We start from the raw sequence: 21499 nt of genomic DNA, 5'->3' as shown, positions 1-21499 counted from the left end.
CATCCGTGGCTGATCGCCTCGTTGTTCGCGGTGCGCGCGAGCACAACCTCCGCGGCGTCGACCTCGACCTGCCCCGGGACAGCCTGATCGTGTTCACCGGCCTGTCCGGGTCCGGCAAGTCGAGCCTGGCCTTCGACACGATCTTCGCCGAGGGCCAGCGGCGGTACGTGGAGTCGCTGTCGGCCTACGCGAGGCAGTTCCTCGGGCAGATGGACAAGCCCGACGTGGACTTCATCGAGGGGCTCTCGCCCGCGGTGTCGATCGACCAGAAGTCCACCTCGCGCAACCCGCGCTCCACCGTGGGCACGATCACCGAGGTCTACGACTACCTGCGGCTGCTCTACGCGCGCGCCGGCAAGGCGCACTGCCCGCAGTGCGGCGAGCCGATCAGCAAGCAGACCCCCCAGCAGATCGTCGACCAGGTGCTGGCCATGGAGCAGGGCACCCGGTTCCAGGTGCTCGCGCCGGTCGTGCGTGGCCGCAAGGGGGAGTACCTCGACCTGTTCAGCAACCTGCAGCAGCAGGGCTATTCGCGGGCGCGCATCGACGGGCAGGTGTACCAGCTCACCGACCCGCCGAAGCTGAAGAAGCAGGAGAAGCACCACATCGGTGTCGTGGTCGACCGGCTCACCGTCAAGGCCTCGGCCAAGCAGCGGCTCACCGACTCGGTCGAGACCGCGCTGCGGCTGGCCGACGGCCTGGTCGAGCTGGAGTTCGTCGACCTGCCCGAGGGCGACCCGCACCGCATCCGCGGGTTCTCCGAGAACCTGGCGTGCCCGAACGGCCACCCGCTGACGATCGAGGACCTCGAACCCCGCTCGTTCTCGTTCAACTCGCCCTACGGCGCCTGTCCGGAGTGCACCGGCATCGGCATCCGCAAGGAGGTCGACCCGGAGCTGGTGGTACCCGACGACGAGCTGTCGCTGGCCGAGGGCGCGATCGCGCCGTGGTCGGGCGGGCAGAGCGCCGAGTACTTCCAGCGGTTGCTGGAGTCGCTGTCGGAGACCATCGGCTTCCGCATGGACACGCCGTGGCGCAAGCTGCCGGCCAAGGCGCAGAAGGCGGTCCTGCACGGCGTCGACGACCAGGTGCACGTTCGCTACCGCAACCGGTACGGCCGTCAGCGCAGCTACTACGCCAGCTTCGAAGGCGTCATCCCGTTCCTGGAGCGGCGCCTCGAGCAGACCGAGTCCGAGTACATGCGCGAGCGGTACGAGGGCTACATGCGCGAGGTTCCGTGCCCCGCGTGCCAGGGCAGCCGGCTCAAGCCGGAGATCCTCGCGGTCACGCTCGAGCACGCCGAGCGCGGCGAGCGGTCCATCGCCGAGGTGTGCGCCCTGTCGATCGAGGAGGCGTCGGAGTTCCTCGACGGGCTCAAGCTGGGCTCGCGCGAGGCGATGATCGCCGGTGCGGTGCTCAAGGAGATCCAGGCGCGGCTGCGGTTCCTGCTGGACGTGGGCCTGAACTACCTGTCACTGGACCGGGCCTCGGCCACGCTGTCCGGTGGCGAGGCCCAGCGGATCCGCCTCGCCACGCAGATCGGGTCCGGTCTGGTCGGTGTGCTCTACGTGCTGGACGAGCCGTCCATCGGCCTGCACCAGCGGGACAACCGCCGCCTGATCGACACCCTGACCCGGCTGCGCGACCTGGGCAACACACTGATCGTGGTCGAGCACGACGAGGACACCATCCGCGCCAGCGACTGGGTGGTCGACATCGGCCCGGGCGCGGGGGAGCACGGCGGGCACATCGTCCACACCGGACCGTTCAGCAAGCTGCTCAGGAACAAGGACTCCCTGACCGGTGCGTACCTGTCCGGGCGCGAGGTCATCCCGGTGCCGGAGATCCGCCGGCCGGTCAGCAAGAAGCGCCAGCTGACCGTGGTGGGTGCGCGCGAGCACAACCTGCGCGGCGTGGACGTGTCGTTCCCGCTGGGCTGCCTGGTGTCGGTCACCGGCGTGTCCGGGTCGGGCAAGTCGACGCTGGTCAACGACATCCTGGCCACCGTGCTGGCGAACAAGCTCAACGGCGCCCGCCAGGTGCCGGGACGGCACACCCGGGTGCGCGGTCTGGACCTGGTGGACAAGCTGGTGCGCGTCGACCAGTCGCCGATCGGTCGTACGCCGCGGTCCAACCCGGCCACCTACACCGGCGTGTGGGACCACGTGCGCAAGCTCTTCGCGGCCACCACCGAGGCGAAGGTGCGCGGCTACCAGCCGGGCCGGTTCTCGTTCAACGTCAAGGGCGGCCGCTGCGAGGCGTGTGCCGGGGACGGCACGATCAAGATCGAGATGAACTTCCTGCCCGACGTGTACGTGCCGTGCGAGGTCTGCAAGGGCGCCCGGTACAACCGCGAGACGCTCGAGGTGCACTACAAGGGCAAGACGGTCTCCGATGTCCTCGACATGCCGATCGAGGAGGCCGCCGAGTTCTTCGAGCCGATCAAGGCGATCCACCGGCACCTCCAGACCCTGGTGGACGTGGGCCTGGGCTACGTCCGGCTCGGTCAGCCCGCGCCGACGCTGTCCGGCGGCGAGGCGCAGCGCGTCAAGCTGGCCAGTGAGCTGCAGAAGCGCTCGACCGGCAAGACGGTGTACATCCTCGACGAGCCCACCACCGGTCTGCACTTCGAGGACATCCGCAAGCTGCTGGGTGTCATCAACGGCCTGGTGGACAAGGGCAACACGGTGATCGTGATCGAGCACAACCTGGACGTGATCAAGACGTCGGACTGGGTGATCGACCTCGGCCCCGAAGGCGGTTCCGGCGGCGGCACCATCGTCGCGGAGGGCACGCCCGAGCACGTCGCCACGGTGGAGGGCAGCTACACCGGCAAGTTCCTGCAGGAGCTGCTCACCTGACGAGCCCGTCCGGCCCGCCGGTGCACTTCGGTGTGCCGGTGCTCCGCCCACGGGCAGTGCCATCGGGGCGAGCAGCGGCGAGGCGCCTTCCCGCCACGGCACGGACGGCCGCGGCGGGTGCGCCCGCGCGTCGATCACACCGCTCGCCTCCGAGCGATCGGCGGGCAACCGGCCCTCGCCCGTGCTCCCGCCCGGGGCCGATCGCGGGCACGGCTCGCGCGGTGCCCCGTCGCCGGTGTGCTGCGCGGCCGAAGGCACGCTGCCCGCGCCGCTGGTGCCCCTCGGTGTGCTCGGCAAGCCGCCGGCCCTGGCCGATGCCGGCGGGCGCGATCCAGCGTTGCCCGGTGCCGCCGGGCACGCCGGGCCGTCCAGGACCGCGTTCCGGGCGGCGGTGCGAGCTCGCGGGACGCGGGTGAACCGGTACGTGCCGGCAACGGAGCCGGTCCCGGCGACCGGACGCTCGCCGCGGAATTCGCCTGCCCGGCCCGGTGACCGGTGGCGCTGCCCCACGCCGGCGGAGCGGCCGTCGGCTCGTTCCCGCGGATCTCCGGGGCCTGAGCACCGGCACCGGGGGAAGCACGTGCCACCGGTCCGCCGTGGACAGCCGGTCGCACGGACGAGCGCCCCGCGGGCACCTGCGCGGGCCGAAGGATGGCCGGTGGCCGCGAGGCCGTGGTCACCGGTGTCCTCGTCTACCCGGACGGCCTCCGGCAGCTCACCGGCTGCACCGGCACCGCGCCGGGACGCGCCGCCGGTCCGGCGCCGACGGCATCCATCCGCGGTCAGCCGTCCGGGGCGAACGCGAGCACCAGGCCGCCGGATCCGGCCGGTGACGGCGTGTCCCGCGGTCGATCTCGGCGGATAATCGGCCCATGCGGGTCAATGCCTACCAGTTCCGGGACACCTGGCTGCTCTCCGCGCCGGTGCCTCAGGTGTTCGACGCGGTCACCGACGTCGCGGGCTACCCGCGGTGGTGGCCGGACGTCCGCGCGGTGAGCCAGGTGGACGACGACACCGCGGAGCTCGTGTGCCGGGCCGCGCTGCCTTACGCCCTGGTCATCCGGATGCGGCGCGACGAAGAGGACGTGAACCGCGGCCGGTTGCGGGTGCACCTGACCGGTGACCTGGAAGGTGAGCTCGCCGCGGTCGTCCTGCGGCGCCCGGGCGGCACCCGGCTGGAGATCACCCAGCACGTGATCGCCACCAAACGGCTGCTGCGTGCGCTGTCCCCGCTGGCCCGGCCGCTGTTCCAGGTCAACCACGCGCTGATGATGCGGCGTGGCCTGCGGGGGCTCCAGAGCCACCTCGCCACGAGCACGCGATGAGCGACGGACCGGCCGTGGGGCCGGGGCCGCCGTCCTGGTAGCGGCGCGTCGCGGGATTCGTGGTCGCCGTGGTCGTCCACTCCGGAGCGGGTGAAGGCCGAGCCGTTCACGTCGTTGCGGGACAACCGTCCCCGGTCGGCTCCGGCAAGCGGGCGAGACACCGGCACAGTCCGGGGTGGACGGTCGTTCGCCGCGGGTGTTCGCGGTGACCGCCCGATGGTACCTGGAGTACCCCGGCCGACGGCGGGCTCGTGCGGCGGGCACGACGATACGGACAGGCCGGGCGTCCGCAGGTTTGGTACCGGGCCGTCACCTGACGGGCGCTACGATCCGCGGCATGAACCAGCCTTACCCACAGCAACAGCAGCAGCCGCAGCCGCGGTTTCCGATCCTGCTGTCCACCATGAATGATCTGCCCGGGTACCGGGTCATGCGCGTGTACGGCGAGGTGTTCGGGCTGACGGTGCGCAGCCGCAACATGTTCTCCAACTTCGGCGCCGGGCTGAAAGCGATGGCGGGTGGCGAGCTGAAGGGCCTGTCCAAGCTGCTGTCCGACTCGCGGCACGAGGCGCTGGGGCGGCTCTGTCAGGAAGCGATGGCATTCGGCGCGAACGCGGTGCTCGGCATGCGGTTCGACTGCAACGAAATCGCCCAGACCGCGAGCGAGATCGCCGCCTACGGCACGGCGGTGTACGTGGTGCCCGACGGTACCGACACCGGCGCGCAGCAGCAGTACCAGCAGCAGGGTCAGGTCCAGCAAGGTCACCCGCAGCAGCAGTGACGTCACTGTCCCGGCGCGCACCGCGCCGGGACAAAATCAATTGTCACGAGCAGCGAAAGATCCATTACCGGGAATGATTTTGATCTGTGTGATATCGCACCCGGTCTTCACAATTGCCGGGCTCGCTTCGTAACGTTTCCAGCGCTCTTGCGGCAACCAGTGATCTACCCCGAAAGATCACGGCCGCAAGCCACCACCGCGATTTCGTGGATCCCCCGCCACGGGTGGTGGAAAGCGAAAGGAAACGCTCGACATGCGACAGTCCCCGCAGCCGAAGTCCGGCCGCAAACTCCTGCGCGCCGGTGTCACCAGCGCCGTGCTGGCGGCCGCGCTCGCCGGTGCTGCCGGCCCGGCGTTCGCCAGCACGGCCGCCCCGACCGACACCGCACCGGCCGTCGCGCCGGCCTCGATCACCGGCACCAGCGTCGGCGCGACCGCCCTGCGCGACGCGCTCACCCAGCTGGGCAAGCCCTACGTCTGGGGTGCCGCGGGTCCCAACGCCTACGACTGCTCCGGCCTCGTCCAGTGGGCCTTCAAGCAGGCCGGGGTGAACCTCCCGCACAGCTCCCGCGCTCAGTCCACGATGGGCACCCCGGTCGCGCTGTCCCAGCTGCGGCCCGGTGATCTGGTGTTCTTCTACACGCCGGTCAGCCACGTCGGCATCTACGTCGGCGACGGCAAGATCGTGCACGCCAGCACCGCCGGTCAGCCGGTGAAGATCTCCTCGATGGCCGGCATGCCCTTCCACAACGCCCGCCGGATCTGACGACGGCACCGGGCGCGGCAGTCACGCTCCACCGAGGTAGGCGTCGGCCCACTCCGGCCATGGCCGGAACTCCGCCGGAATCCACTCGAGGAGCGCGGCGATCGCGTCGCTGACGTCCAGGCGCCGCGCCGGATCGGTCGCGAGCAGTCCCGTCAGCATCGGCGGGCAGGGTTGGCCGCCCGTTCCCGGCCGGTGCCCGGTCACGACCGCGTGCAGGGTCGCCCCGACCCCGTAGACGTCCATCCCCGGTGACACCGTCAGGCACGCCTCCTGCTCGGGGGATGTGTAGCCACGGGTCCCGATCGGATGTCCCGGTGGTTGGGGCGATCCGAGCGCACGTGCGCTGCCGAAGTCGATGAGGACCGGTTTGCCGTCGCGCAGGACGACGTTGCCGGGCTTGACGTCCAGATGCGCCAGGCCTTCCCGGTGCACCGCCGCCACCGCCGACAGCAGCTGCACCCCCAGCAACGCCGCCTCGGCTCCGGCCAGCGGGCCGACCTCGTCCAGGACGTCGTCGAGGTCGGGACCATCGAGGTACTCGAACAGCAGGTGGGGCAGCGGTTCGGCGGTACCGTCCGTGATCAGCCTCGGCAGCCCCGGGTGTGGTGGCCCGGACAGCGCCGTCACCTCCCGCCGCAACGCGCGTACCGCGCGCGGGTGCTCGCGCATGTGCGGGCGCGGAAGTTTCAGCACCATCGGGCACCACAGCGGGACCGACCACACGAGCCAGGTCTCGCAGCGCCAGCCCACCCCGAGCCGGCGCACCGCGCGGGTCCGGCCGGGGCACTCGGCGCCCTCCGCCATGTCCCACACCGGTTCGCCGTCGTCGTCGAGCGCGGCTTCGCTCATGCCTGTCCTTCCCGCCGGAGCCCGGCGACCCGCGCCCGAGCGCGGGCCGCCAGGTCATCGATACCGGTATCAGCAACGCGAACGGCTGGTCCGGGTGGTGCGAGTGGTCTTGCCGGCGTGCTTACCGTGCTTGTGCCCGTGCTTGCGGTAAGACATCGGGCCTTTGATCAGCAGCATGAGGTTCACCTCCTCTCCCGTTTCCGTGCGGTTGTTGCGGGTCCCGGTCGAGCACGACGACCCGGTCGGCGATCGCCGCCAGGTCCCGGTCGTGCGTCACGATGAGAACGGTCCGGTGGGCGGTGGCGCCGCGGATCGCCTGGACGACGGTCGCGGACGAGACCGGGTCGAGCGAAGCCGTCGGCTCGTCCAGCAGCACCAGCGGCGCGGCGGACACGGCGGCCCGGGCGAGCGCCACCCGCCGCCGCTGACCGCCGGAGAGGCGGACGCCCCCTTCGCCGAGCGTCGTGTCGTAGCCGTGGGGCAGGGTGTGCACGAACTCGTCCACCAGGGCCTGCCGTCCGGCCTCCTCGACCGCCGCCCGGTCCGCCGCCGTGGCGCCGAACGCGATGTTGTCCGCCACGGTCGCGTCGAGGAGCCAGGGGTCCTGCGGCACGAACGCGATCCGTTGCCGGAGACTGTGCCGCTGGAGATCGCGGATGTCGGTGCGATTGATCATGATGTGGCCGCTGTCGGCGTCGTAGAGCCGCAGCAGCAGGTGCAGCACTGTGCTCTTGCCCGCGCCGCTGGGTCCCAGCAGGCACACGGTTTCGCCGGCGCGGAGGACCAGGTCGAAGTCGCGCAGCACCGGGTGCCCGGGTTCGTAGGCGAAGCCGACGCGCGCGAAGCGGACCTCGCCGATGCGCTCCGGGGCCGGCTGCGCCCACGCCGCGTCGGCCACCGATTCCGAAGCGGTGAGCACCTCATCCACGCGCTTGCCGCTCGCACCCGCCTTGGCCAGCACCGAGGACAGGCGGGTCAGGCTGCGCACGGGCGAGTACATGTCGCCCAGGTAGGCCAGGATCACCAGGAGATCACCGGTGCTCAGCGACCCGGACAGCACCGCGCGCCCGCCGATCACCAGCACCAGGCCCGCGCCCAGGGACAGGACGATGTCCGCGATCGGGCTCCAGCGCGCCGAGACCGTGGCCGCCTTGACCTCGGTGTCCCGCAACCGCCGGTTGGGCCGGGCGAACAGTTCCCGGGCGCGGTCGACGCGGCCGAACGCCTGCACGGCGCGGACGTTGCGCAGCAGGTCGTTGGTGACCGCACTCAGGTTTCCCCAGGCGTCACGGGCGTCGTTCTGCGCGCGCCGCACCCGGCGCCGTTGCCACACCGCGAGGACGACCAGCAGCGGCAGGACCGCGAGACCGACCAGTGCCAGCCCGGGGTCGAACAGGGCGAGTACGACGAGTACCACCACCAGGACGAACGTGTCCGGGATGAGGATCGTCGCCACCGCGACCACGGCGGCCAGCATCCGGGCCACGTCGCTGGTCAGGCGGGACAGCAACTCGCCGCTGGGCATCCGGTCGTGCCACCGCAGGGACAGTTCCATCGTGTGCTCGAACACCGATTCCCGCAGCCTGGCGCCGACGCCTTCGGCGGCGCGCTCCGCGGACACCGTGGAGGCGAGGTTCAGCACGCCCGCGACGACGCTGAGCAGCACGGTCGCCGCTCCCGCGAGCAGGAGGATTGAGGCCGGCGAAAACCCGTTGAGCCGTACCAGCAAACCCGAGGCCGGCCTGCCGCCGATCGCGTGGTCGACGGCCAGGGCCAGTGGCCACGGGCGGAGCAGGGACACGCCGGCCCCGAACAATTCCAGCACGGAGGTTGCGGCCAGAGCCGGCAGGTGCGGGCGGACCACGGGTGCGGCAACGGCGAGCGCCTGCGGTAGCATCCGCCGGCGGCGCCGGTCGCCGGACGCGCGCGGTACCTCACCGACGTGCCCGGCTCGTCTGCCGGTGGTGACCATGAGACCTCCCCGCCCCGCTGCTCCCTCAGCGATCCGGCCAATGCTACGGCCGGGGCAACATCGACTGAAGGCCCTTGAGATAGAAGGTTTTCCACCGGGAGCGGCTCTAACCGGTCCCTAGTGGACGGTTGAATTCGGCCCTGGTGCGGCGTTTTCACCGTGTGTGCAAGAGCACAAGCATGGCGTGAGAATCGCTGTCGCATCTGCCCGGAAACTGACCGAAGACCCTAGGGTGCGGCGTCGAGGAACGCGGCAGCGCCTCGCCGGTAATGCCGCATACCGCGCCCATCGGGAGGAACCAGCCGGATCGGCACGCAAACGGCCCGTGCCGCACACCTCCACCCTCTTCCCGAACGCGTCCGGCGCACCCGCAAGGCAGCTGCGGCGGTGCGAGCTGTGGCAGCCACCAGGCGTGCCGGCCACCTCGCACGTCCGACCAGCTCACGCACCGGTCCACTTCGGACTCCCTCGCCCGGCGACGGCGAACCCGGTGCCGCGAGCAGCGGCACATCCGCATGAGCGTGCCTTGTCGATGCGGGCGCGACTGCGAGCCCGCCACCGTGCGCATCCCGCGGCACGAGGTCCACCGTGGACTTCTAGAAGTAGGTGCGGACGAAGTCCACGACGGTGTCGCCGTCGACCACGGGCAGCAGCGGCCACTTGTCGAACACCGTGCACGGGTGCGACAGGCCCAGCCCGATCCAGTCGCCGACCCGCACCGGCGAGCCCGGGGGCAGCGCGACGAACGCGTGCTGGTCGTTGAGCGCGGTCACGGTGTGCCCGGTCAGCTCCGCGGGTTCCTGTCCGGGGCGCCGGTGCCACTGCGGTACGGGCAGGCCCTCGTCGAAGGAGGCGTCGCGCTTGCCCAGGGTCAGCAGCGCCAGGTCGCCGGCGGGACGGGAGGTGACCTGGGCCCAGGCGCGCAGCGCGGAGCGGAACCGCGGTGTCCCGGCGATCCGCGGGTGCTCGCCCAGCGGGGAGATGCCGCGGTAGAAGCCGTCGTCGTGCGTCAGGTACGCGCCGCTGCGCAGCACCGGCACCACGGGCAGGCCGGCCCAGTCGCCGGTGAGAGCGCTGGCGACCTGGTCGAAATAGGCGCTACCGCCGGCGGTGACGATCACCTGGTCCAGGTCCGCGAACAGTCCGCGCCGGCCGAGGGCGATGGTGAGTTCCCGCAGCCGCCGCAGGTAGGTGTCGACGACCCGGCGCGAGGCCGGGCCCGGGTCGTGGGCCAGCGCGCCCTCGTACCCGCCGGTACCGGTCAGGCGCAGCGCGGGGCTGGCGTGCGCGGCCGCGGCGATGGTCAGCGCGGTGCCCAGGTCGCGCGCGCCGGTCCGGCCGCCGTCGGCACCCAGTTCCACCAGCACGTCCACCGGGCGGCGGGTACCGCGCAGCGCCTCGGTCATCAGCTCGACCGAGCGGACCGAGTCGACCCAGCAGCTGAACTCGAACTCCGGATGCGCGTCCAGCTCCGCGCCGAGCCAGCGCAGCGCCGCCGGGTCGACCAGCTCGTTGGCCAGCAGGATCCGGGACACGCCGAAGGCGCGGTAGACGCGCAGCTGGCCGGCGTTGGCGGCGGTGATGCCCCACGCGCCGTGCTCGGCCTGCCGGGCGAACAGCTGTGGCGCCATCGTGGTCTTGCCGTGTGGTGCGAGTTTGACCCCGGCCCGCGCGCACCACTGCGCCATCGTGCGCAGGTTGTGCTCCAGCGCGTCGGCTTCGAGCACGACGACGGGGCCGACGAACCCGTCGGTGAACAGCCCGGGCCGCAGGGCGGCAGCGTCGGCCAGCGTGTGGCCCCAGAGCGTGGCGGGGATTGACTTGAACCGCCAGTCGAGCCGTTCGCCGGCGAGCGCCGCCAGCGCCGCCGCGTCGAGGGTACAGTCGGCCATGCGAGCTCCGTTGCGTATTGTGCAACGCACGTTGCACAAAGTGACTGCGTCAGGTGTAGCATTCCCCGGGTGACCGGTCAACGGAGCGAGCGTGAGCCAGAGTCTTGACCGTGGGCTGAGCCTGCTCCACGCGCTCGCCGGGGGCGCGAGCACCCTGAACGAGCTCGCCGCTGAGCTCGGCGTGCACAAGTCGACGGTGCTGCGGCTGCTGCGCACTCTGGAGACGCAGCACTTCGTGCAGCGCGCGGGGTCCCGGGGCTACCGGCTCGGCAGCGCCCTGTTCGACCTGGCCGCCCGCGCCCTGGAGGGCCGCGACGTGCGGCGCGAGTCCGCGCCGGCGCTCGCCGCGCTCAACGACCGCACCGGCTACACCGTGCACCTGGCCACCTTCGAGGACGGCGAGGTCGTCTACGTCGACAAGTACGAAGGCCGGCACAGCGTGCGGATGTACTCCCGCATCGGTGAACGCGCGCCGTTGCACTGCACCGCGGCCGGCAAGATCCTGGTCGCCGCGCTGCCGCCGGCCCGGCGCGAGACGATCGCGCGCGGCCTGGACTACACCCCGCTGACCGCGAACACCATCACCGCCCCCGAGGCGTACCTGGCCGAGCTGGCACGGGTCGCGGAACGCGGGTACGCGGTCGACGACGCCGAGTACGAAGACTTCATCCACGGCATCGCCGCGCCGGTGCGCGGTCCCGGTGGGGCTGTCCTCGCGGCGGTGTCCCTGTCGGTGCCGAAGGTGCTGCTGGATCACGACGGCCTGCTGGCACTGCTGCCGGTACTGCGGGCCGCCGCCGAGGACGCGTCCGTCCACAACGGATGGACCCCGTGAGAGAGGAACCGGTTCACATGGCCAAGGTCGCGATCACCACGGAGAAGGCTCCCAAGCCGGCGGCGAACTACTCGCCCGCCGTGCGCAAGGGCCCCATCCTCCAGCTGGCCGGGCAGGTCCCGTTCGACCCGGAGACCGGCGAGATCGTCGGCAGCACGATCGCGGAACAGACGCGTCAGGTGTTCGCGAACCTGGAGGCGGTCCTCACCGAGGCCGGATCCGGCTGGCAGGACGTGGTGATGGTCCGCGCGTACCTGACCGACACCGCCCACTTCGGCGAGTTCAACGAGGTGTACAACGAGCTGATGCGCGAGCCCTACCCGGCGCGGACCACGGTGTACGTCGGGCTGCCGAAGGGTGTGCTGGTGGAGATCGACCTGCTGGCGGTCGTGGACTGAGGCCGGGCCGGCCCGGGACCGCCTCGGCGGGGTGGCGTCCGCGCCGCGGTCGCCACCCCCGCGTCCTCGCCGCACGTCGGCTGGCCGGGAACCGTCAGTACACCGGACCGGTGTACTTCTCCCCGGGGCCCTGGCCGGGCGCATCGGGCACCGCCGACGCCTCCCGGAACGCCTTCTGCAGCGATTGCAGGCCGTCGCGCAGGGGAGCGGCGTGCACGCCGAGGTACTCGGCGGAGGCGGTGACCAGCCCGGCCAGCGCGGTGATCAGGCGCCGGGCCTCGTCCAGGTCCCGCTGCGGGCTGGTGTCCGGGTCCTCGTCGGCGAGCCCGAGCCGTTCGGCCGCGGCGGACAGCAGCATCACCGCCGCCCGGCTGATGACCTCGACGCTGGGGATGTCCTGCAGGTCGCGCACGGGCGCGGAAATATCGCCCGGGTCGGGCGCGTTGGAACCGTCGTCAAGCACGTCTGGTACCCTTCCACGTGCGACCAGTCCCCGAGAAATCGGGGGCGGCAAGTGGAGCCCCGCTCCCACCCGAGTCGCCGCACGAGGCGGCCGGGTCCGGTCCCGTCATCGGCCGTGGTCGGTGACGGCGGAACGTTCGGCATCGCTGTCGGACGTGATCGGAAAGCAGGGCCCCGCATCCTGGCACATCGGCCGGGGACGGGGCCCGTGGTATGTGGGCACCAGGTCGAGCAGGCTAGACAACACACCTCGGACCAAGGAGGCCACATCAGCTCCGAGACACGCATCAACGAACGCATCCGCGTTCCCGAGGTCCGGCTCGTCGGACCGAACGGGGAACAGGTCGGCATCGTCCGCATCGAGGATGCGCTCAGGCTCGCCCAGGAAGCGGATCTCGACCTCGTCGAGGTCGCCCCGCAGGCGCGCCCGCCGGTCTGCAAGCTCATGGACTTCGGCAAGTTCAAGTACGAGAGCGCGCAGAAGGCCCGCGAGTCACGCCGTAACCAGCAGCTCACCGTCATCAAAGAGCAGAAGCTGCGCCCGAAGATCGACCAGCACGACTACGAGACGAAGAAGGGGCACGTGTCCCGCTTCCTCGCCGCGGGGAACAAGGTCAAGGTGACCATCATGTTCCGCGGTCGTGAGCAGTCGAGGCCGGAGCTGGGTTTCCGGCTGCTGCAGAAGCTCTCCGAGGACGTGGCCGAGCTCGGTTACGTGGAGGCGTCCCCGAAGCAGGACGGCCGCAACATGATCATGGTGCTGGCGCCGCACAAGAACGCCAAGCCCAAGCAGAAGGCCGCCAAGGAACCCGTCGACTCCTGACGGGCGCCGCGACCGACGCAGTTCGCAGCACACCGGTACTCCGGTGTGCTGCACCATGAAAGAGAGCACTCAATGCCGAAGATGAAGACGCACAGCGGGACCTCGAAGCGGATTCGGGTCACCGGCACGGGCAAGCTCCGTCGTCAGAAGGCGGGTCGCCGCCACCTGATGGAGAAGAAGTCCAGCCGCGTCACCCGCCGTCTGGAGGGCACCGGCGAGGTCGCCAAGAACGACGTCGGCCGGGTCAAGCGGCTGCTCGGCCGCTGAAGCCTCTCCTCTTCCGCCGTAAACCCCGGGGCGCCCGGTCATCAGCCGTCGCCCCCTGATATCGACAGGACGGACCCGTGGCACGCGTCAAGCGGGCGGTCAACGCCCAGAAGAAGCGTCGCGCAACTCTCGAACTGGCCAGCGGTTACCGCGGCCAGCGCTCGCGGCTGTACCGCAAGGCGAAGGAGCAGATGCTCCACTCGCTCAACTACGCCTACCGGGACCGCCGTGCCCGCAAGGGTGACTTCCGCCAGCTGTGGATCACCCGCATCAACGCGGCCGCCCGGCAGAACGGCGTGACCTACAACCGCTTCATCCAGGGCCTCAAGGCTGCTGGTGTCGAGGTCGACCGCAAGATCCTCGCGGACCTCGCCGTCAACGACCCCGCGGCGTTCACCGCGCTGGCCGAGCTGGCCAAGCAGCACGTGACGACCGGGCCGAGCGACGAGAAGAAGTCGGCCTGAGCGAGCACGCCGATCTGACCCGGCCCGGGGCGGCTCCGTTCACCGAACGGACCCCCCGGGTCGTCGCTGCGCGGCGCCTGACCCGCCGTGCCGAGCGCGACAAGACCGGTCGTTTCCTGGCCGAGGGCGCCAACGCCGTCGGTGCCGCCCTGGCTCGTGACCCGGGCGCGGTGCACGAGCTGTTCGTCACCGAGCGCGCCGCGCAGGCCCACCCGGACCTGGTCGGCGGTGCACGGGAAGCAGGCGTGCGTGTCTCGCCGATCACGGACCGGGCCGCCGCCGGGCTGTCCGAGACCGTCACCCCGCAGGGCATCGTGGCGGTCTGTGCCCTGCTCGACCGCCCCCTCGATGGCCTGCTCGACGGCACCGCACGGCTGGTCGCCGTGCTGGACGGCGTCGCCGATCCCGGTAACGCCGGCACCGTCATCCGCGTCGCGGACGCAGCCGGTGCGGACGCGGTCATCCTCACCGGCGACAGCGTCGACCCGCACAACGGCAAGTGCGTCCGCGCGTCGGCGGGCAGCGTCTTCCACCTCCCCCTCTCGCGTGTGCGGGACACCGCTGCCGCCCTCGCCGCGTGCCGCGCGGCCGGGCTGCGCCTGCTCGCCGCCCACGGCTACGCCGAGACCGAACTGGGCGCCGTCGACGTCGCGGCTCCAACGGCCTGGGTGTTCGGCAACGAGGCCCACGGGCTGTCGCCCGGGGTCCTGGCCGCGGTGGACCTTCCCGTGCGGATCCCGCTCTACGGCGCGGCGGAGAGCCTCAACCTGGCCACGGCCGCGGCCGTGTGTCTCTACACCAGCGCGATGGCGGCTCGTCGTCCGGTCGGGTGAGGCGCCGGTGCCGGATCGCGATCGCCTAGAATCCAGCGGTAATCGTCATGTGCGTGTCGCACGGCGGATCCCGTCCAGCGGACACCGAGGAGCTATGTCCGGAGCCACCGAGAAGCAGGACCTGCCCCCGGCCGAGGCCACCTCGCCCGAGACCCTGGGGGCGGCGGTGAAGCACGCCGAGGCCGAGTTCCAGGCCGCCGGCGACCTGGACGCCCTGGCCGCGGTGAAACCGGCCCACCTGGGTGACCACTCGCCGCTCATGCTCGCCCGCCGCGCCATCGGCTCGCTGTCGAAGCAGGACAAGGCCGAGGCCGGCAAGCGGGTCAACGAGGCGCGGCAGACCATCCAGTCCGCGTTCGACTCCCGGCGCGCCACGCTGCTCGCGGAGCGCGACGAGCGCGTCCTGCGTGAGGAGGCCGTGGACGTCACGCTGCCGTGGGACCGTATCCCGCGCGGCGCCCGGCACCCGCTCACCACCGTGAGCGAGCGCATCGCGGACGTGTTCGTCGCCATGGGCTGGGAGGTCGCCGAGGGCCCCGAGCTGGAAGCCGAGTGGTTCAACTTCGACGCCCTCAACTTCGCGAAGGACCATCCGGCGCGGCAGATGCAGGACACCTTCTACGCCGGTGAACCGGGCTCCGGCCTGGTGCTGCGCACCCACACCTCGCCGGTGCAGGCCCGCACGCTGCTGCACCGCGACCTGCCGGTGTACGTCGTCTGCCCCGGGCGCACCTACCGCACGGACGAGCTGGACGCGACTCACACGCCGGTGTTCTCCCAGGTCGAGGGCCTGGCGGTGGACAAGGGCATCACCATGGCCCACCTCAAGGGCACTCTGGACGCGTTCGCCCGGGCCATGTTCGGCGAGAAGTCCCGGACCCGGCTGCGCCCGCACTTCTTCCCCTTCACCGAGCCCAGCGCCGAGGTGGACGTCTGGTTCGAGGAGAAGGCCGGCGGCCCGGGCTGGGTCGAGTGGGGCGGTTGCGGCATGGTGCACCCGAACGTGCTCCGCGCCTGCGGGGTGGACCCGGACGTGTACTCGGGCTTCGCGTTCGGCATGGGCATCGAGCGGACCCTCCAGTTCCGCAACGGCATCCCCGACATGCGCGACATCGTCGAGGGCGATGTCCGCTTCACCCTTCCCTTCGGAACGGAGGCCTGAGTGCGAGTCCCCGTCAGCTGGCTGCTCGAGCACCTGGACGCCGGCGAGGTCGGACCGCGGGAGCTGGCCGACGCGTTCATCCGCATCGGCATCGAGGTGGACGAGGTCCGCTCGCTGGACCAGGTCACCGGGCCGCTCGTGATCGGCCGGGTCGCCGAGATCGAGGAGCTCGACGGCTTCAAGAAGCCGATCCGGTTCTGCCGTGTCGACGTCGGCGAGGTGGCCGTCCCCGGCGAGGAGCCCGCCGAGCACGAGGGCCCGGCCGGCATCCGCACCCGCGGGATCGTCTGCGGCGCGACCAACTTCGCCGAGGGCGACCTGGTGGTCGTGGCGCTGCCCGGCACGGTGCTGCCCGGACCGTTCGAGATCGCCTCCCGCAAGACCTACGGCCGGATCAGCGACGGCATGATCTGCTCGGCCCGCGAGCTCGGTCTGGGCGAGGACCACAGCGGGATCCTCGTGCTGCCGCCCTCGACGGCGAGCCCGGGCGAGTGCGCGCACGAGGTCCTCGGCCTGAACGACACCGTCCTGGATCTGACCCCGACTCCCGACCGCGGCTACGCCCTGTCGGTCCGCGGGCTCGCCCGCGAGCTCGCCGCGGCGCTCGACGTGCCGTTCGGCGACCCGGCCGTGCTCGACCTGCCCGCCGCCGAGGGCGAGGCGTGGCCGGTCGAGATCGCCGACCCGAGCGGTTGCGACCGGTTCGTGGTGCGCCGCATCACCAGCCTCGACGCGGGCGCGCCGACGCCGTGGTGGATGCGCCGGCGGCTGCTGCTGGCCGGGATCCGCTCGATCTCGCTCGCCGTGGACGTCACCAACTACGTCATGCTCGAGCTCGGGCAGCCCCTGCACGCCTGGGACACCGCGTCGTTGCAGGGCGGTCTGGTCGTCCGGCGGGCGAAGCCGGGGGAGAAGCTCACCACTCTCGATGACGTGGAGCGGACCCTCGACGCCGACGACGTCGTGATCGCCGACGAGCGTGGTGCCGTGTCGCTGGCCGGCACGATGGGCGGGGCGAGCACGGAGATCAGCACCGAGAGCACCGACGTCCTGATCGAGGGCGCCCACTGGGACCCGCCGTCGATCAGCCGCACCGCGCGGCGGCACAAGCTGTTCTCGGAGGCCGCCAAGCGGTTCGAGCGGTTCACCGACCCGCAGGTCTGCGCGGCCGCCGTGGAGCGGGCCGCCCGGTTGCTGCGTACCTACGGCGACGGCAGCATCCAGCCGGGCCGCACCGACGTGGGCACGTTCGAGCCGCCGGCGCCGATCACCATGCCGATCAGCCTGCCCGACCGGGTCGCCGGCATCCGCTACGACCGGGGCGTCACCGTCCGGCGGCTGAACCAGGTGGGCTGCAAGGTCACCGTCGGCGCCGGTGACGACGGCACCGCCCAGGTGAACGCGACGCCGCCGACCTGGCGCGGCGACCTCAAGCAGCCCGCCGACCTCGTGGAGGAGGTGCTGCGGCTCGAGGGCTACGACAGCATCCCGTCGGTGCTGCCCACCGCCCCGGCGGGCACCGGTCTCACTGCCGCCCAGCGGCGCCGCCGCACCGTGTCCCGGGCGCTGGCCGAGGCGGGGTACGTCGAGGTGCAGCCGTTCCCCTTCGTGGGTGAGTCCGTGTGGGACGCGTTCGGCCTGGCGGCCGACGACGTGCGGCGCAAGACGGTGAAGGTGCAGAACCCGCTCGAGGCGGACAAGGACCGGCTGGCCACCACGCTGCTGCCCGGTCTGCTCGAGACGCTGCAGCGCAACGCCTCCCGCGGGTTCAAGGACCTCGCCCTGTTCCACATCGGACAGGTCGTCCTGCCCGGCGCGAGCCCGGTTCCGATGCCGGAGCTCGGCGTCTCCGGGCGTCCGTCGGACGCCGAGCTCGCGCAGCTGGAGGCGGCGGTGCCCGCCCAGCCCCAGCACGTCGCCGTGGTGCTCGCCGGACAGCGCGAGCGCGCCGGCTGGTGGGGCAAGGGTGAGCAGGCCGGTTGGGCGGACGCCGTCCAGGCCGCCCGGCTCGTCGGCCAGGCCGCCGGGGTCGAGCTGCGGGTGCGCAACGCCGAGCTGGCGCCGTGGCACCCGGGGCGGTGTGCCGAACTCCTCGTCGGAGACTGGCCGGTCGGGCACGCGGGCGAGCTGCACCCCAAGGTGATCGAGGCGCTGGGCCTGCCCAAGCGGACCGTCGCGATGGAGCTCGACCTGGATGCGATCCCGCTGCGGGAGGACAGGCCGGCCCCGGTGATCTCGCCGTACCCGCCGGTGCTGCTCGACGTCGCGCTCGTGGTGGACGCGCAGGTGCCCGCCGCCGACCTGGCCGCGGCGCTGGTAGCCGGCGGCGGTGACCTGCTCGAGGACACCGCGCTGTTCGACGTCTACACCGGCGACCAGGTCGGTGCGGGCAAGCGGTCGCTGGCGTACAAACTGCGGTTCCGCGCCGCGGACCGGACGCTCACGGTCGACGAGGCGACGGCGGCGCGCGATGCCGCGGTGGCCGAGGCCGGCTCGCGGTACGGCGCGGAGCTTCGCGCATAGCTGCGCGGGCCGGTGCACCCTCCTCGGCCGCGGACTCATCCGCGGCCGAGGTGTTTGAGCGCCTCCCGCACTGACAACGGCGACAGCGCGGGATGCGCCTCGACGAAGGCGCGCACCCAGTCCGGAGCCGTGCGGGCGTAGTCGCGCAGCGCCCAGCCGATCCCCTTGCGCAGGAAGAAGTCGCCGTCGTCCTGGTTCGCCTCGATCGCCGAGGTCAGCAGGCCGGGCTCGGTGTTGCCCCGGGCGCCCACCTGGCAGATCACGGCGGTCCGGCGCCGCCACCTGTCCGCGTCCCGCGCCCAGCGCCGCACCACCGGCGTCACGCGCTCCGGATCGGCCCGCAGGAGCGGACCGATTCGCCGGATGGCGATCTCGTCGACATAGTCCCACCACGCGCCACTGACGATCATTTCCTCGTACAGCGGGATCAGCGTGTGGTCCTGCCAGCGGGCGTAGGGCCGGTGCCCGGTGAGGTCGATCGCCAGGTATCGCTCTTCCCGGAACGCCGCGTTGCGCCACAGCTCCCGCACCGCGGCGACGAAGGACTCCCGGTCCGGCAGGGGATGCTCCCCGAACACCCGCCGGGCCAGCCTCGACCGCTCCGGTTTGGGCACGCCACGGAAGTCCATCTCGGACTTCATGTACCGCCGCATCGCCGGCGCCTTCACCGGATCGGCGAGGTGCGCCAGTCCAGCGCGCGCCGCCCGGACCAGTTCGTCCACTTCGTCCATCCGACCTCCCTTTCCGGACGGGTGGGATCCCGGGCGCCGCCGCGCGTCGGCTGGCGGACCGGACCGGATTCCACGATCTTGTGGTGAGATTCTGACCGCTCAGCCGACGAGAGGGAGCACTGTGAGCAAGTTCGTGCCCGGGATCCTCGCGGCCGGTGTGCTGGCGAGCTGCCTGGTGGCCACGCCTGCCGCCGCCGCACCGCCGGAGTTCGTGCCCGCGCCGGTCCAGTGGGGACCGTGCGAGTCGGAGGATCTGGCCCACGCCGGCGCGGAATGCGGATTCCTCGCCGTGCCGCTGGACTACCAGGATCCGGCCGGCGTGAAGATCTCGCTCGCGGTCTCGCGCGTGCGGCACACGAACACCGACTACCAGGGCATCATGCTCGTCAACCCCGGCGGACCCGGCGGTTCCGGACTGGGGCTCTCGGCGCTCGGCCGGGCGGTGCCGAAGGGGGCCGGGAACTCCTACGACTGGGTCGGGTTCGACCCGCGGGGCGTCGGGTCGAGCCGGCCGGCGCTGTCCTGCGATCCCAGGCACTTCGGCTACCACCGTCCCGCGTACGTGCCGGCCACCCCGCAGCTGGAACAGTTCTGGCTGGGCGCTTCCCAGGACTACGCCACGGCCTGCGCGAAGAACGGCTCGCTGCTCGAGCACATGCGCACCACGGATGTCGCGCGGGACCTGGACAGCCTGCGCCAGGCGCTGGGCGCCGAGCAGATCAACTACTACGGGTTCTCGTACGGCACCTATCTCGGTCAGGTGTACGCGACCCGGTACCCCGAGCGGGTGCGACGGATGGTGCTGGACAGCAACGTCGATCCGCGAAAAGTTTTCTATCAGGCGAATCTGGACCAGGACCTCGCCTTCGACCGCAACATCAAGGTCTACTTCGACTGGCTGGCCCGGCACGACGATGCCTACCACCTGGGTACGACGGCCGAGGCGGTCGAGGACTTGTGGTACGCCCAGCAGCGTGAGCTGTCCGACGAGCCGGCCGGCGGTGTGATCGGGCCGGACGAGTGGACCGACATCTTCCTGCAGGCGGGCTACTACCAGTCCACCTGGGAAGATCTGGCGAAGGCTTTCGCGGGCTGGGTGCACCAGCGCGACTGGCAGACGCTCAAGACCCGCTACGACCGGACGAGCTCGCCCGGCGACGACAACGGGTTCGCCGTCTACAACGCCGTGCAGTGCACCGATGCGCCGTGGCCGCGGAGCTGGACCACCTGGAAGGTGGACAACTGGATCACCTACGCGAAGGCGCGGTTCGAGACCTGGGGCAACGCCTGGTACAACGCGCCGTGCCGTACCTGGCCGGTGCCCGCGGGCAAGGCGGTGGACGTGGACGGTCGTCGCGTCGCGGGCGCCCTGCTCATCGGTGAGGAGTTCGACGCGGCCACGCCGTTCACCGGCAACCTGGAGGTGCGCCGCCGCTTCCCGCGCTCGAGCCTGATCGGGGAGCCCGGCGGCACCACGCACGCCGGCTCCCTGTCCGGGGACGCCTGCGTCGACGACCGGATCGCGGACTACCTCGCCACCGGTGCGCTGCCGCCGCGTCAGAAGGGCGACGGCCCGGACGCCCTGTGCGATCCGCTGCCGGAACCGGTTCCCGGCGGCGCGGCCGGCGCGCGTTCGGATCGTGTCCGGGCCGGGCAGCCCGCCGTGTTGCGCGACGTGTTGCGGGCCGTGGTGCGGTAGCAGCCCGTTCCGGCCGGATGCCCGGGGCCGCCCGGTGCGGAGGTCCGCGCCGCGGCGGTTCGGCAGGGCCGGGCCCGGGATCCAGTCGCCGCGGAGCGGCGCGTTCATCGGCTCTGCCGTCCGGTGGAGGTGAGCCCGGTGCTCGGTGCGGAGACGACGCCCGAGCGGGCCGGGTTCGGTGCCGGCCCGCTCCCGACGACGCGCCACGACTGCCCGCTCTCCATGTCTGCCCCCAGTGGTCGGTGATGAGGCGGACCACGTTAAACCGCGGGTCCGACAATTTCGGTGCGCGATGGCCTGGCGACGGCAGGTGACCGAAATTGTCGGAGGGTGTCGTTAGCGTGCCGGCCCATGAACATCATCGAAGAGCACCGGAGCACTCTCCGCGCCGGCGACACCACCATTTGCATCGAGGTCGCGGCCCTGCCGGACGGCGACCGGGACCTGCACGACGGCCGGCTGCTGATCCGGATCGGCGCCGCCGGCCCCGACGGCGAACCGGTCGCCGACGGGCAGATCGAGGTGACCGCGGGCGCGGCCGGCACCGTCGGCACGGTGCTGTCGGAGACCCTGCGACATCACGCGGCACTCGCCGATCCCGGTGGCCGAAGAGGCCGTGACCGTCCCGCCGGCCAGGGCTGCCCGTGGACCGCGGAGCTCGACGCCGAACTCGAGCGCAGGTGGATCGCCGGGGAGCGCGTCGCCGACATCGCCCGCGAACTCGGACGCAGCCCCGGCGGGATCCGCGCCCGTCTGCCGCGGGTGGGCTGCGACCCGGAACGCCGCGGCGAGTACCTGCCCGATCCGCCCAGCATGCGGGCCACGACGCCGGGGACCGGCGATGCGGCGTGACCGG

19 protein-coding genes are annotated in these 21499 nt (G+C 71.8%); 14 read left to right on the top strand and 5 right to left on the bottom strand.

Going from position 1 to position 21499, the window contains the following annotated elements; all coding sequences use genetic code 11:
- The first annotated feature begins 5 nt into the window (after window positions 1-5).
- The 4 genes from uvrA to FHX45_RS28700 all read left to right on the top strand — a co-directional run bounded on the left by uvrA (window position 6) and on the right by FHX45_RS28700 (window position 5733).
- Window positions 6-2861 carry an excinuclease ABC subunit UvrA gene (gene uvrA, locus FHX45_RS05180; protein WP_167097123.1) on the top strand — a complete coding sequence of 952 codons (2856 nt, stop codon included), beginning with the start codon at window positions 6-8 and terminating at the stop codon, window positions 2859-2861.
- A gap of 872 nt (window positions 2862-3733) precedes the next feature.
- Window positions 3734-4186: an SRPBCC family protein gene (locus FHX45_RS05175; RefSeq protein WP_167097120.1), complete on the top strand. Its 453-nt coding sequence runs from the start codon at window positions 3734-3736 to the stop codon at window positions 4184-4186.
- 337 nt (window positions 4187-4523) lie between these two features.
- A complete protein-coding gene (locus FHX45_RS05170; RefSeq protein WP_167097119.1) occupies window positions 4524-4967 on the top strand; it encodes a YbjQ family protein in 444 nt (147 codons plus the stop codon).
- A 253-nt stretch (window positions 4968-5220) separates the two neighbouring features.
- Window positions 5221-5733 carry an NlpC/P60 family protein gene (locus FHX45_RS28700; protein ID WP_167097117.1) on the top strand — a complete coding sequence of 171 codons (513 nt, stop codon included), beginning with the start codon at window positions 5221-5223 and terminating at the stop codon, window positions 5731-5733.
- Between the two features lie 21 nt (window positions 5734-5754).
- Here the strand turns inward: FHX45_RS28700 and FHX45_RS05160 are convergent, their stop codons facing one another.
- From FHX45_RS05160 to FHX45_RS05150, 3 genes are all read right to left on the bottom strand, one after another.
- Window positions 5755-6582 carry a serine/threonine-protein kinase gene (locus FHX45_RS05160; protein ID WP_167097115.1) on the bottom strand — a complete coding sequence of 276 codons (828 nt, stop codon included), beginning with the start codon at window positions 6580-6582 and terminating at the stop codon, window positions 5755-5757.
- 121 nt (window positions 6583-6703) lie between these two features.
- Complete coding sequence (locus FHX45_RS05155; protein ID WP_167097113.1) at window positions 6704-8554, bottom strand: ABC transporter ATP-binding protein; 1851 nt, start codon at window positions 8552-8554, stop codon at window positions 6704-6706.
- 596 nt (window positions 8555-9150) lie between these two features.
- Entirely contained in the window at window positions 9151-10446 is a 1296-nt protein-coding gene (locus tag FHX45_RS05150) for an amino acid deaminase (protein WP_167097111.1), read from the bottom strand.
- A 91-nt stretch (window positions 10447-10537) separates the two neighbouring features.
- On the opposite strand from FHX45_RS05150, the gene FHX45_RS05145 reads away from it, so the two are divergent.
- Together FHX45_RS05145 and FHX45_RS05140 are read left to right on the top strand one after the other, a co-directional pair.
- A complete protein-coding gene (locus tag FHX45_RS05145) occupies window positions 10538-11281 on the top strand; it encodes an IclR family transcriptional regulator domain-containing protein (RefSeq protein ID WP_167097109.1) in 744 nt (247 codons plus the stop codon).
- A 17-nt stretch (window positions 11282-11298) separates the two neighbouring features.
- Window positions 11299-11679, top strand: coding sequence for a RidA family protein (locus tag FHX45_RS05140; protein WP_167097107.1), 381 nt, complete (start codon window positions 11299-11301; stop codon window positions 11677-11679).
- Window positions 11680-11773: 94 nt separating this feature from the next.
- On the opposite strand, the gene FHX45_RS05135 is transcribed toward FHX45_RS05140, so the two are convergent.
- Window positions 11774-12142, bottom strand: a complete 369-nt coding sequence (locus FHX45_RS05135; protein ID WP_167097105.1) for a DUF1844 domain-containing protein — start codon at window positions 12140-12142, stop codon at window positions 11774-11776.
- A gap of 207 nt (window positions 12143-12349) precedes the next feature.
- On the opposite strand from FHX45_RS05135, the gene infC reads away from it, so the two are divergent.
- The 6 genes from infC (at window position 12350) to pheT (ending at window position 18213) form a co-directional block, all read left to right on the top strand.
- Window positions 12350-12964, top strand: coding sequence for a translation initiation factor IF-3 (gene infC, locus FHX45_RS05130; RefSeq protein WP_094009115.1), 615 nt, complete (start codon window positions 12350-12352; stop codon window positions 12962-12964).
- A gap of 72 nt (window positions 12965-13036) precedes the next feature.
- Window positions 13037-13231, top strand: a complete 195-nt coding sequence (gene rpmI / locus FHX45_RS05125) for a 50S ribosomal protein L35 (protein ID WP_167097103.1) — start codon at window positions 13037-13039, stop codon at window positions 13229-13231.
- A 77-nt stretch (window positions 13232-13308) separates the two neighbouring features.
- The gene (rplT, locus tag FHX45_RS05120; protein ID WP_167097101.1) at window positions 13309-13695 is read left to right on the top strand and encodes a 50S ribosomal protein L20; all 387 of its coding nucleotides are present in this window, start codon (window positions 13309-13311) and stop codon (window positions 13693-13695) included.
- Window positions 13696-13709: 14 nt separating this feature from the next.
- Window positions 13710-14528: a TrmH family RNA methyltransferase gene (locus FHX45_RS05115; protein WP_279588932.1), complete on the top strand. Its 819-nt coding sequence runs from the start codon at window positions 13710-13712 to the stop codon at window positions 14526-14528.
- A 94-nt stretch (window positions 14529-14622) separates the two neighbouring features.
- The gene (gene pheS, locus FHX45_RS05110; protein WP_167097099.1) at window positions 14623-15690 is read left to right on the top strand and encodes a phenylalanine--tRNA ligase subunit alpha; all 1068 of its coding nucleotides are present in this window, start codon (window positions 14623-14625) and stop codon (window positions 15688-15690) included.
- Window positions 15691-18213: a phenylalanine--tRNA ligase subunit beta gene (gene pheT, locus FHX45_RS05105; RefSeq protein ID WP_167097098.1), complete on the top strand. Its 2523-nt coding sequence runs from the start codon at window positions 15691-15693 to the stop codon at window positions 18211-18213. It begins immediately after the preceding gene.
- A 35-nt stretch (window positions 18214-18248) separates the two neighbouring features.
- On the opposite strand, the gene FHX45_RS05100 is transcribed toward pheT, so the two are convergent.
- The gene (locus FHX45_RS05100; protein ID WP_167097096.1) at window positions 18249-18944 is read right to left on the bottom strand and encodes a DNA alkylation repair protein; all 696 of its coding nucleotides are present in this window, start codon (window positions 18942-18944) and stop codon (window positions 18249-18251) included.
- 121 nt (window positions 18945-19065) lie between these two features.
- On the opposite strand from FHX45_RS05100, the gene FHX45_RS05095 reads away from it, so the two are divergent.
- Window positions 19066-20643 carry an alpha/beta hydrolase gene (locus FHX45_RS05095; RefSeq protein ID WP_167097094.1) on the top strand — a complete coding sequence of 526 codons (1578 nt, stop codon included), beginning with the start codon at window positions 19066-19068 and terminating at the stop codon, window positions 20641-20643.
- 351 nt (window positions 20644-20994) lie between these two features.
- On the top strand, window positions 20995-21495 hold the full coding sequence (locus tag FHX45_RS05090) for a helix-turn-helix domain-containing protein (protein ID WP_167097092.1): 501 nt from the start codon (window positions 20995-20997) through the stop codon (window positions 21493-21495).
- Window positions 21496-21499: the final 4 nt, after the last annotated feature.

It is taken from the genome of Amycolatopsis granulosa (assembly GCF_011758745.1).
Lineage (GTDB): Bacteria > Actinomycetota > Actinomycetes > Mycobacteriales > Pseudonocardiaceae > Amycolatopsis_E > Amycolatopsis_E granulosa.
The sequence above is the reverse complement of the archived record's forward strand: the minus strand, read 5'-3'. Positions and strand labels throughout refer to the sequence as shown.

What these genes read in the sequence shown, in the direction of transcription:
- FHX45_RS05175 (WP_167097120.1), top strand. Translation starts at nt 3,734, where the DNA reads ATGCGGGTCAATGCCTACCAGTTCCGGGACACCTGGCTGCTCTCCGCG.
- FHX45_RS05170 (WP_167097119.1), top strand. Translation starts at nt 4,524, where the DNA reads ATGAACCAGCCTTACCCACAGCAACAGCAGCAGCCGCAGCCGCGGTTT.
- FHX45_RS28700 (WP_167097117.1), top strand. Translation starts at nt 5,221, where the DNA reads ATGCGACAGTCCCCGCAGCCGAAGTCCGGCCGCAAACTCCTGCGCGCC.
- FHX45_RS05160 (WP_167097115.1), bottom strand. Translation starts at nt 6,582, where the DNA reads ATGAGCGAAGCCGCGCTCGACGACGACGGCGAACCGGTGTGGGACATG.
- FHX45_RS05155 (WP_167097113.1), bottom strand. Translation starts at nt 8,554, where the DNA reads ATGGTCACCACCGGCAGACGAGCCGGGCACGTCGGTGAGGTACCGCGC.
- FHX45_RS05150 (WP_167097111.1), bottom strand. Translation starts at nt 10,446, where the DNA reads ATGGCCGACTGTACCCTCGACGCGGCGGCGCTGGCGGCGCTCGCCGGC.
- FHX45_RS05140 (WP_167097107.1), top strand. Translation starts at nt 11,299, where the DNA reads ATGGCCAAGGTCGCGATCACCACGGAGAAGGCTCCCAAGCCGGCGGCG.
- rpmI (WP_167097103.1), top strand. Translation starts at nt 13,037, where the DNA reads ATGCCGAAGATGAAGACGCACAGCGGGACCTCGAAGCGGATTCGGGTC.
- pheS (WP_167097099.1), top strand. Translation starts at nt 14,623, where the DNA reads ATGTCCGGAGCCACCGAGAAGCAGGACCTGCCCCCGGCCGAGGCCACC.
- FHX45_RS05100 (WP_167097096.1), bottom strand. Translation starts at nt 18,944, where the DNA reads ATGGACGAAGTGGACGAACTGGTCCGGGCGGCGCGCGCTGGACTGGCG.
- FHX45_RS05090 (WP_167097092.1), top strand. Translation starts at nt 20,995, where the DNA reads ATGAACATCATCGAAGAGCACCGGAGCACTCTCCGCGCCGGCGACACC.